7 protein-coding genes and 1 tRNA gene are annotated in these 10,987 nt (G+C 69.8%); 1 reads left to right on the top strand and 7 read right to left on the bottom strand.

All coding sequences use genetic code 11. The annotated features are described in order from the left end of the window. From SSPN_RS44860 to SSPN_RS0121100, 6 genes are all read right to left on the bottom strand, one after another. A partial coding sequence (locus SSPN_RS44860; RefSeq protein ID WP_010308346.1) for a hypothetical protein occupies positions 1-928 on the bottom strand: 928 nt, incomplete at its 3' end. Continuing rightward, positions 925-1,362: a DUF4247 domain-containing protein gene (locus SSPN_RS0121120; protein WP_010308344.1), complete on the bottom strand. Its 438-nt coding sequence runs from the start codon at positions 1,360-1,362 to the stop codon at positions 925-927. The genes SSPN_RS0121120 and SSPN_RS44860, both read right to left, overlap by 4 nt. Before the next feature lie 3 nt (positions 1,363-1,365). Beyond that, positions 1,366-1,974, bottom strand: a complete 609-nt coding sequence (locus tag SSPN_RS0121115; RefSeq protein WP_010308342.1) for a DUF4178 domain-containing protein — start codon at positions 1,972-1,974, stop codon at positions 1,366-1,368. Positions 1,975-2,335: 361 nt separating this feature from the next. Continuing rightward, entirely contained in the window at positions 2,336-4,885 is a 2,550-nt protein-coding gene (gene otsB, locus SSPN_RS0121110) for a trehalose-phosphatase (protein WP_010308339.1), read from the bottom strand. A 136-nt stretch (positions 4,886-5,021) separates the two neighbouring features. Continuing rightward, positions 5,022-6,461 (bottom strand): alpha,alpha-trehalose-phosphate synthase (UDP-forming), encoded by a 1,440-nt coding sequence (locus SSPN_RS0121105; protein ID WP_010308336.1) that lies wholly within the window; start codon positions 6,459-6,461, stop codon positions 5,022-5,024. A 143-nt stretch (positions 6,462-6,604) separates the two neighbouring features. Beyond that, positions 6,605-8,044 carry a threonine/serine exporter family protein gene (locus SSPN_RS0121100; protein ID WP_010308333.1) on the bottom strand — a complete coding sequence of 480 codons (1,440 nt, stop codon included), beginning with the start codon at positions 8,042-8,044 and terminating at the stop codon, positions 6,605-6,607. A 232-nt stretch (positions 8,045-8,276) separates the two neighbouring features. Here SSPN_RS0121100 and SSPN_RS0121095 point away from each other — a divergent pair. After that, positions 8,277-8,349: transfer RNA gene (locus tag SSPN_RS0121095), tRNA-Thr, on the top strand. A 67-nt stretch (positions 8,350-8,416) separates the two neighbouring features. Here the strand turns inward: SSPN_RS0121095 and SSPN_RS0121090 are convergent. Further along, positions 8,417-9,742 carry a tyrosine-type recombinase/integrase gene (locus SSPN_RS0121090; protein WP_029535569.1) on the bottom strand — a complete coding sequence of 442 codons (1,326 nt, stop codon included), beginning with the start codon at positions 9,740-9,742 and terminating at the stop codon, positions 8,417-8,419. Positions 9,743-10,987 lie beyond the last annotated feature (1,245 nt).

Here is a 10,987-nt window from a genome sequence, read left to right as displayed (position 1 = left end):
GCGGTCCCGGCCCAACCTGCGGTCCCGGCCCAACCGGCGGTCCTTGCCCGACCGGCGGCCCCTGCGGAGGCAGCGGTCCCGCTGGCGGCGGGAACTGCGCCCCCTGTTGCTCCGTCAGCCTGGGCTGCGGAGGTGCCTGCGGCGCGGCCGGAACGCTCGAGCCATCCGAAGTGTCCGATGTGGACTTCCGCTTGGCGCGAGCCCGGAAGCCCAGGAGCAGGGCGAGAACCACGACGACGCCCAGGCCGCCGAGCCACGCCCAGGTCACCCAGTTCGAGCCAGAGCCGTCGCCGCGCGGCAACGGCGGAGCCGAGGCGTTTCCCGGCGCGTCGTCCGCCACCGGCGGGGCCTTCAACGCGCCGGTTTCCACCAGCAGCAACGGCAATCCGAGCGCGGCCTGCCCAGCCACGGTGACCGGCTCCTCGGCCAGCGAGTCGGCGGTGACGCCGAGGTTGACGAAGTCGTCGACGCCCGGCAGCGAGGCGAGGCCGTCCGAAGCGGCCACCTTGACGTCGGCCGCGTCCGGATCGTCTTCGGTGGATCCGGCGGCGACGAAAACCCGGACCTCGGCCCAGCGCGGACAGTTCTCGGCCGGGATGTTCGGTCCCCGGCTGGAGCCCTGGTCGAACTGCTTCGTCGACGCGTCCACGAGCTTCCAGCCGAAGCACACCCCGTGCGTCGCCTCGGCCGCGGCGAGCCCCTGCGCCAACTGCTGTGCCTCGGCCGGGGTGAACCGCTGGATCGGCGGCCCCGAATACCGCTGGCCCTCGGAGTAGTAGGTGGACTCCTCCGAGGTGAAGGTGGTCTGCGCGGGGTCGCCGCCGAGCACGCCGATGAGCGACCCGACGACGCCGACGGCCACGAAGAAGCCCACCACGGCCAGCACGATTCCCCGGCGGCGGTCGGGTTTCTTGATGGTGGTGCTCATTTGCCCGCCCCCGGGCCTCTGCCGCGGAAGCTCTCGCCGTGCGGGCTGCTCCAGCCCCAGACCCCACCGACGTGGCTGTGGTAGCGGCGGTAGGCGCGGTCGGCGTCCATCACGTGGATCACCGAGCCAGGCGAGTGCGGCCTGATGATCACCGCATCGCTGGAATACCGCAGGTAAATGCCCGACGAGTCGGCGTACTGGGACTGCGGGCGCCACTTCGACGTGATCTCGGCGGCCACGGCGGTCGGCGGCTTCGGGCTGGTGTAGGCCCGGTTGTCGGAGTCACCAGAGAGATCCAGGTGGGCGGCGCGGGGGTAGTTGTTCGCGACGTATCCGCGCGGCCCGGTGCCGGTGGCGAAGATCGTCACCAGCCCGATGATCAGAGCCAACACCGCTGCGGCGGCGGCCACCACGAACCAGAACTTGGGTTTCACCGGTCAGTCCGCCGTCGGGTAGATGAGCACGTCGTAGCGGCTGAGCGCCTCGCCGGCGCTGGCCTCCCAGTCGGCGCCGCCGTAGGACTCGAAGCCCAGCATCGAACCATCCGAGGCCTCGTAGTCGTGATAGCGGACGGCGCCCTGCTCGGCGAGGCCAGTGGTGGCCTCGCTGCGGAACTCGGCGCAGCCGGACTCCTCGGAGTGGTAGGTGCGCCCGGCGAAGTCGATCGTCTTCGGGCCCGGCTCGCCGGCGTCGGCGACCGGCGTCCACAACGACAGGATCAGGTCCGGATCTTCTTCCACGGCCAGCCACACCTGGCCACCCTTGGCGTCGTCGAGCAGATGCTCCGCCCAGTTCCAGCCGCCTTCGGAAAGCCGGATGGTGCCGCGGACGGTGTAGGAGTGGCCGCGCACCTCGACGATGTCGCCGGCCTTCAGCGCCCGCGGATCACCGCGCAGCGAGTCCTGATCACCGGTGTGGAACGGGTCGGCGGGCCGGCTTTCCGGCCTCGCTGCGCCGCGCTTGGCGCGCATCCCAATGACCACGGCAACCACCGCGACGATGATCACGATGATCACGACGATCAGCGTTGCGACCAGTCCGTTCACCCGTCCGCCTTCCCTCGCGCGAGTGTCCGGCACAGAGGGTATTAGTCGCCCCCCGACGGTATGACCCCATTCGCCCAAATCGTGACCTGGAGAACGGGGGCGAAGCGAACGGCCTGTTCACCCCCGATGCGGCGCGAACGGTCCGTTCACGCCACGAACCGGTCTGAAGCGAACGGCCCGTCGACCACATCAAACCTGGCTGAGTGAACGGACCGTTCACCCCGCAGAAAGGGACGAACGGACCGCTCACGTCAATACACGGCACCAACGTTCCGTTCACCCCGCCTTGACGGGCTGAAGCGAACGGACCGTTCGTGCCATAGGGGGTGGCGAACAGGCCGTTCGCTCCCTCCCCACCGCCCTACGCCGACAGCAGCTGGGCGCAGCGGATCAGGCCGAGGTGAGAGTAAGCCTGCGGGTGGTTGCCGAGGGAGCGCTCCGCGATCGGGTCGTACTCCTCGGACAGCAGCCCCGTCGGGCCCGCCGTGTCGACGATTTGCTGGAACAGCTCCTCCGCCTCGGTGCGCCGGCCGATCATCAGGTACGCCTCGATCAGCCAGGCGGCGCACAGGTGGAAGCCGCCCTCGTCGCCCGGCAGCCCGTCGTCGCGGCGGTAGCGGTACACAGTGGACCCGCTGCGCAGCTCCGCCTCGATCGCCGTGACGGTCGCCTGGAACCGCTCGTCGGACGGGTCGATCAGCCCGGACAGGCCGACGTGCAGAGACGCCGCGTCCAGGTCCGATCCCTCGTAGGCGGTGGTGAACGCCTGCACGTCCGGGTGCCAGCCGTTCTTGACCACGTCCTGGGCAATCTGGTCGCGCAGCGGCTCCCACGACGGGTCGGCCTCTCGGCCGTACGCGGTGGCCAGCTTCAGCGCCCGGTCCAGCGTCACCCAGCACATGACCTTGGAGTACACGTGGTGGCGCGGCACGTCGCGCTCTTCCCAGATGCCGTGGTCGGGCTCGGCCCAGCGGTGCGAGACGGCCTCGGCCATCGCCGTGACCAGCTCCCAGTCCACGTCCCGGACCCGGCTGGTGGCCTGCGCGAGGTGCGCGATCAACTCCACCACGGGGCCGAACACGTCGAGCTGCACCTGCTGGTCGGCGAGGTTGCCGACGCGGACCGGCCGCGAACCGGCGTAGCCGGGCAGGCTGTCGATCACGGCCTCGGGCCCGAGCCCGGTGCCCTGCAGCGTGTACAGCGGGTGCAGCCGCTCCGGGCCGGGCAGCGTCTCCAGCACCCGGTGCAGCCAGTTCAGGAACGCCTCGGCCTCGGCCGTGGAGCCGAGCGTGACCAGCGCCTGCGCGGTCATCGCGCCGTCGCGCAGCCAGCAGTACCGGTAGTCCCAGTTGCGGACGCCGCCGATCTCCTCCGGCAGCGAGGTGGTGGCGGCGGCCATGATCCCGCCGGTGTCGGAGTTGCACAGCCCGCGCAGCGTCAGCGCGGAGCGGGCGACCAGGTCGCGCTCCACCTCGGGCAGCGACAGGGTCTTCATCCATTCCGACCAGTACCGGTCGGCCTCCAGCCGGCGGTCCACCTCGGTGCGCGCCGGCGACAGGTCGTCGGTGCCGCAGCGCAGCTCCAGCACGAGCGGGCTGCCCTCGGTCGGGTCGACGACCGCGTGCGCGGATTCGTGCATGCCGTCGGAGGTGATCGCCCACTGCACGCCGGGCGAATAAAGGACCATCGGCTCCGAGGTGCCGAGCACCCGCAGCCCGCCCGCCTCGGCGGTCAGCCGCACCGGCACCTGCCCGAACTCCGGGCGTGGCGCGAACTCCACGGCCGCGCGGGTGCTGCCGCTGATCACCCGGACTAGGTCGGTGCGGTGGCTGTCGGTGCCGTGCGCGAGGTAATCCGTGACCAGCAGCCGCGACCAGCGGGTTTCCACGATCATGGTGTTCGGCACGTACCGCTGGCCGAGCGGCAGGGGGCTCCGCTGGGCACCGTTGCCGCCCTGCGGGCGGATCGTGAAGTGGCCCGCGCCGGGGCCGCCCAGCAGGTCGGCGAACACCGCCGCCGAGTCCGGGCCGGGGTGGCACATCCAGGTCAGCCGCGCGTCCGGGGTGAGCAGACCGACGGTGCGCTCGTTGGACAGCATCGTCAGCCGCTCGATCGGCGGGGCCTGCTCGCCGTACAACCAGGTGCGCCGCTCCTCCATCAGGAACGCCAGCACGGTGGCGACCTCGGTGGTGCTGCCGATCCGGTACGGCGCCAGCGTGTCCCCGTCACCGACCTTGATGCCCAGGTCGGGGCCGTGCAGCCGGGCGAAGGCTTTCTCGTCGGTGACGTCGTCGCCGAGGAAGACGGCCGCGGTGGCGCCGACCTGGTGGCGCAGCGCGTCCAGCGCGTTGCCCTTGTCGGTCTGCACCACTGCGAGCTCGACGACCGCCTTGCCCTCGGTGACCTGCACGCCTTCCCAGGACGCCGGGCCGTTTCTGACGGTCTCCAGCACTTCCTCGGCTAGGGCGGGCTCGGCGCGCCGGACGTGCACGGCGACACTGGCGGGCTTGTTCTCCAGCGTGACGCCGGGCTTGCCGCGCACGATGTCCTGCAGCGCGACCTGCAGTTCGGTGCGCAGCTGGGTGGCTTCGGGTTCTAGCTCGTGCACGAACCCGACGTCGAATTCGGACCCGTGGCTGCCGACCAAGTACACCTCGGCGGGCAGGCGGGACAGGGTGGCCAGGTCGCGCAGCGCGCGGCCGGAGATCACCGCCGTGGTGGTCGCCGGCAGCGCGGCCAGCGACCGCAGGGCGTGCACCGATTCTGGCAGCGGTTTGGCCTGGGTCGGGTCCGCCACGATGGGGGCGAGGGTGCCGTCGTAGTCGCATGCGACCAGAAGTCGAGGTGTCCGCGCAAGCTGCACGATCACACGGCGCAGCTCGGCAGGCAGGGCTTCGGCGGTCAACGCCATACTCCTCAGGGGGGCGCGGTCAAGTCTGGTGTGGATCGATCCGGTTCGAGCCGTGGATGGTGACCGTCGGCGTCGACCGGGTTCGACAAGTATCGCTGACGCGGTGCTGTCCGTGTTGTGGACCGGTTACCCGCAGCTACTCCGCGAGCGGTGTGCCCAGTGCTTCGAGGAACGACCGGGCCCAGCGGTCGACATCGTGCGTGAGCACCTGCCTACGCAGTGCGCGCATCCTACGGCGTCCCTCGGCCTCGTCGATGTCGAGGGCCGCGAGCAACGCGTCCTTCACACCGTCCAGGTTATGCGGATTCACCAGGAATGCACTCGTGAGCTCCGCCGCAGCACCGGCGAACTCGCTCAACACCAGTGCACCGCCCAGGTCGTACCGGCAGGCCACGTATTCCTTGCACACCAGGTTCATGCCGTCCCGCACCGGCGTCACCACCATGACGTCGGCGGTGCAGTAGAAGGCCACCAGGTCCTTGCGGTCCACCGAGGTGTGCAGGTAGTGCACCGCGGGGTGGCCGACGCGGCCGAACTCGCCGTTGATCCGCCCGACCTCGCGCTCGATGTCCTCGCGCATCTGCTTGTAGTGCTCGACGCGTTCCCGGCTGGGCGTGGCGATCTGGATCATCGTCACGTCCTCGGCCTTGACGTGGCCCTCGGCGAGCAGCTCGTGCATCGCGTGCAGCCGCACGTCGATACCCTTGGTGTAGTCGAGGCGGTCGACGCCGAGCATGATCTTCTTCGGGTTGCCGAGCTCGGCGCGCAGTGTCTTGACGCGCTGCTGGATCTCCTTGGTGCGTGCCAGCCGGTCGAGTCCGGTGGCGGCGATGGAAATCGGGAACGCGCCGACCCGGACGGTGCGGTCGCCGACTTGCACCATGCCGGGGCGGGACCGGACCCCGACCTGGCCGCGGCTGGGTTCGAAGCCGGCCAACCGGCGGGCCAGCCACAGGAAGTTCTGCGCACCGCCGGGCCGGTGGAAGCCGACCAGGTCGGCGCCGAGCAGCCCGCGCACGATCTCGGTACGCCACGGCAGCTGCATGAACAGCTCGACCGGCGGGAACGGGATGTGCAGGAAGAACCCGATCCGCAGGTCGGGCCGGAGTTGGCGGAGCATCGCCGGGACGAGCTGCAGCTGGTAGTCCTGCACCCAGACCGTCGCGCCCTCGGCGCTGACCTCGGCGGCGGCCTCGGCGAAGCGCCGGTTCACCCGTCGGTAGGCGTTCCACCAGGAGCGGTTGTACACCGGTGGAACGACCACGTCGTGGTACAGCGGCCACAGCGTGGCGTTGGAGAATCCCTCGTAGTACTCGGCGAATTCGGCTGCAGACAGCGGCACCGGGTGCAGCTGCAGGTCGTCGTCGGCGAACGGTTCGACCTCGATGTCGGCGACCCCGGGCCAGCCGACCCACGCGCCGCGCCGGGCGCGCAGGAACGGCTCCAGCGCGGTGACCAGCCCGCCGGGGCTGTGCTTCCAGCGCTCCGTGCCGTCGCCGAGGCGTTCCAGATCCACCGGCAGCCGATTCGCGACCACGACGAAATCCGCTCGATCGGGCGTGCTGCCCTTGCTCACCGGTAATCCTCCCGCCGTGTCGGCTACCTGTCGCGAGGCTAGCCAATCCAGCCAGTTGCTGCGTGCTGCGTGTGGTGCAAACGGGACGTGCGGGCCTATGAGTCTTTTGGGCTGCTGCGGCGGCGCAAAAGACTCATAGCCGATCAGTCCAGCCGCCGTTTCGCGGGACGCAGCGGCCCGGACATCCGCGGCCCGGAGAAACGGCGTTCCAACCTACCGAGCCTGGTGCGAACCGGCTGCGCGAGGTATTCGCCTAGCACCACCCCGGCGCCGAGCGCGAGACCCGTGGCGACGGCGAGCATCAGCGTGGCGACGCCGGTCGGGCTGCCCAGCACGGACAGCTCGTACAGCCCGCGGTAGGTCGCCAACCCCGGCAGCAGCGGCGCGACACCGGAAACGGCGATCACCAGCGCGGGAATCCGCAGCCGCCGCGCGATGATCCCGCCGATGAAACCGACCACGGTGGTCGCCACCGCCCCGGCCAGCACGGTGTGCACGTCGGCCAGCGTCAGCAGCGCGTGCACCGCGGCGGCCACGGCACCGCCGATACCGGCCGTGAGCAGCGGCCGCGGCGGCGCGTAGCTGGCGAGCGCGAAGCAGGCCGACGTGGAAGCACCGGCGAGCATCTGCACCGGCAGGTGCAGCGCCGGTGCTAGCACTTCGGCGCGCCCCAGGGCTTGCGCGTCGAGGCTGCCGACGCTGTCCCCGCCGATCCGCACGCCGATGTACAGCGACAGCACCACCCCGGCGATCAACCCGGCCGACATCAGGGCCAGCTCGGCTATCCGGCCCGCCGCGGTCACGTTGTAGCCGGTGATGGCGTCCTGCATCGAGCCGACCACGGTCATCCCGGACAGCAACACGATGATGCTGGCCGCGATCGCCAGCGCCGCGTTGTCGAGCAGGCCGGTGGCGTAGCAGCCCAGCGCGACGGCGGTGGCGAGCGCCCCGCCGACGGTTTGTTGGAAGAAGAACGGCAACGAGCGTTTGTTCAGCAGCCGCCCGACGCGGTCGACCAGCGCGGTGGCACCGGCGGCGACCAGCGGCAGCAACGGGGTGGAGCCGCCACCGAGCAACACGGCCAGCGAGGCGGCCATGCCCGCCCAGGACAGCGTTGCGACCCAACGCGGGAAGGGGTGCGGCGCCGTGGTGATCCGGTCCAGCTCGGCGTAGGCCTCGGCGGCGGTCAACTTGTTGGCGGTGATCCGCCGCAGCAGCGCTTCGACGTCCGTGAGGCGCGTGTAGTCGAGGGAGCGGTTGCGGACCACCCGCAGCGACGTGATCGGCGGCAGGTCGGTGCCCCGGTAGCTCGACACCGTGATCGACGTGTAAACCACGTCGACCTCGGTGTGCGGCAGACCGTAGGCCGTGACCACGGCGATGATCGTCGCGGTCACGTCCGAGGCGCCTGCCCCGCTGGCCATCTGCACCTCGCCGATGCGAAGCCCTAGGTCCAGGACGAGGTGGACGGTGGATTCATCGGGCAGTGCCGGCCCGTAGACGACGTTGCGAGACCCCGGCGGGATGGTGAGCTCCGGGTCGCGCCGCCGCAGCACACCGCGGGCGCGCTGCGTGATTCCCACTGCTTGTCTTCCTTCCTGCCGGACCGCCGTGCGGGCGGTTCGCCGTGCCTGATCTTCCCCTCGGGCATCGCCTGCCATGAGCAGACCGTTGCACCCACAATCTATGGCGTCCATCACCGATTTCCGGCCGGTCGTCGCCGCGGTCGGCGGCCATCGTCCGGCAGCCTCGACGCGGCCCCTTTCCACCCTGGGCGGATCGCCGCTTACGATGTCCCCGCACGACGAAGTGCATGCCGCTGTAGCTCAGTTGGTAGAGCGCCCGCCTTGTAAGCGGACGGTCAGGGGTTCGAGTCCCCTCAGCGGCTCCGACCGTACCAGCGGAAACGCGCCTGCCCACCCGGTGACCAGGCGCGATCCGTCTCACTTTCGGTCTCAGTTGGGGTTCCAGAAATACCCATTCAGCTGATCGGCGATCTCGCGGCGCAGTTCCTCGGTGACGTGCATGTACCGCTCTTTCATCCGGATCGACGACCATCCCATGTGGTCCTGAACGGCCCGGTCCGGAACACGGAGCAGCATGAGCACCGTCGCTGCGGTGTGCCGCGCGTCGTGCAGCCGGGCATCCCGAACACCGGCCTCCGCGAGGATCTCCTTCCACTCGCCCCAATCGCGGCGCGGATCGATCGGCCTGCCGTTGGGCTGCGTGAAGATCCAGCCGCCCTCCTGCCACTCGGTACCGGCGTGAACCCGTTCGTGCCGCTGGACTTCCTCATGCCGCATGAGCAGGTCGAAGATCTCGTCAGGAAGAACGAACCGCCGGCGGCCAGCCTTCGACTTCACATCCACCTCGCGCAGGCCTCCGCCGTGCCGTTTCGGGCAGCTGCTGGCGTGTCGGTCGCAGTTCGGCGGGCACGGTCGAGCGTGTCCCTTCTCGTTGCGAATGCAGTTCTTCCGGTTGCGGTGCCGCTTGCAGTTCTCGGCGCAAGCAACCCGGTGGAACCTCGCACCGCAGTTGTGCGGATCTTCACAGCCGTGTTGCCAGGCTTGACGCTGAAGCGCCCTCCGAACGTGGTAGAGCCTGTTTTCCCGGTCGAGCCGTTCCCACTTGAAGCCCAGCGCTTCACCCTGGCGGCAGCCCAGTGCGAGAGCGATCACGAATCGCACGCCGTTTCGACGATTGAGCGCGGCCGTAATGATCTGCTGGGCTTCCTTCGGCGTGAAGGGCTCGACTTCCTCTTCTTCGACCTTCGGCGCTTTCACGAACCGCACCGGGCTTTCGGTGAGGTGCCGACGCCGGAAGGCTTCGTTAAAGGCGGCCCGAGCGGTGCGGTGCACCTGGTGCGCGGTTCCCGCTTTCGCGCCGGATTCCTGCATCTTCGCGTAGAGCTTCTCGAAGTGCTCCGGTTCAATTCGGTCGATCCGGTGCGCGCCGATGCCGGGGATCAAGTGCTTGTACACCGCCGTGCGGTAGCCCTGAAGGGTCTTGTAACGGACGGATGGCGCGGCGATGTTCTCGACCCAGTGCGTAAGCCACTTCTCGACGGTCCAGGCCCGGCCAGGCTTTCGCACCTTCCCCGCATCGCGATCGCGTTCGAGCTTGCGCACCTTGTCGATGACTTCGGCCTCGGTCTTGGCCTGGACGTGAGGGCGGTCGGGCTTACCGTCGTCGCGAACTCCGACGGTGACGCGGCCGTGCCAGTAGCCGTCCTTGCCGAGGTAGATGCTGCTGGCTCCGTTGGGCGTGATGTGGGCCAGGATCCCGACGTGGGTGTCTCGCACGATCCGGGCGTTCACACCGAGGGTGGAGAGGTTCCCGCCTTCCCACGCCGCGCGCAGCGTCGCCGAGAGCGTGTTGCCCTCCCGCTTCATGCGGGCCATGACGGTGGCCCACTCGGTTTCGAACGCCAGCAACCTGCGGTCACCGGGCGGCAGCAGCGACGCCCGCTTCTTGCCCTTGCCTTCCTCTCCCTCGTCGGGGCCGGTCGCGCCCGCCTCGTCCTCGTTGAACGCCTGCGTCAGCCCCTCTCCGGAGGTCAGCCCGGAGTGGATGTTGCGGTCCTCGAAGTCCGGGTCGGTGGCCAGCAGTAGGCGTTTCGCGGCCGACCAGCCCGCGCCCTTGCGGCCTACGCCGGTTCGGCCGATGACCATCGGCCACACCAGCAGCGGGTGCCGGTCGTCCCCGGCCCGCATGTGCGGCCCGTCGCCGAGATAGACCCCGGTCGCTGCCATCAGCGACGCGAGGATGTTCGCCGGGTCGGCCTCGCTGGTCGGTTCCAGGCGGCGCACGAGCGACCCGAGGTAGGTGCCGAACATCGCTTCGTCACGGTCGGGCAGCTCCGAGCGAGCGCGGGCGATCTCTTCCAGCGCGCGCCGCTCGGTCTCCGGGTCCAACGCCAGCGCCGGAACCGCCGGCACTGGCCCCGCGGCTTCCCTCGTCGGCTGCTGGGTGGAGTCGGGGACCAGGTGCAGCCGTCGCCGCTGTTCGCCCGCCGTGTCGGGCGGGGTTTTCGGCTTACTCATGGGCTTTCGGCTCCGATGTCACTCGGGAAATTCGCGGGTGGTGTTTGTGCTGTTCGCGGATCAGCGAACAGGGCTTTTACAAGCCCGAGTCGACCTCGACTCGGCAGGGCCGACTCCGGTCGAGTCGGGGTCGACTCATGCAGGTCACCGGCTCGGTCGCCCGGTCGGCTGCGGCGGCCCGGCTGGTCGGCTCGGTCGCCCGGTCGATCGGCTCGGTCGGGAGAGGGGTTCTCGGCGGGTTCTCGGTGCTTCTCCGGTGCCGCTTCTCGGGGTTCTTCCCATGCAGGTGAGAAGGGGTGAAGAACCCTTCTTCCCGGCGGCCGGGAACCTGGTTCCGGGATTGCTCCCAACCCCGGGGTTGGGAGCTGGTTGTGCTGTTCCCGGCGGTTCCGAAACGGTCCGCTGATCGGTTGGGAACCCGGCCGGTGGCGGTGTTCAAACCCCGTGCGACACGGGGCGGCGGGACTGGCACCACCGGCCGGG

Origin of the sequence: Saccharopolyspora spinosa NRRL 18395 (genome assembly GCF_000194155.1) — a bacterium.
Classification (GTDB): Bacteria; Actinomycetota; Actinomycetes; order Mycobacteriales; family Pseudonocardiaceae; genus Saccharopolyspora; species Saccharopolyspora spinosa.
This window is presented reverse-complemented; position numbering and strand designations above follow the sequence as displayed.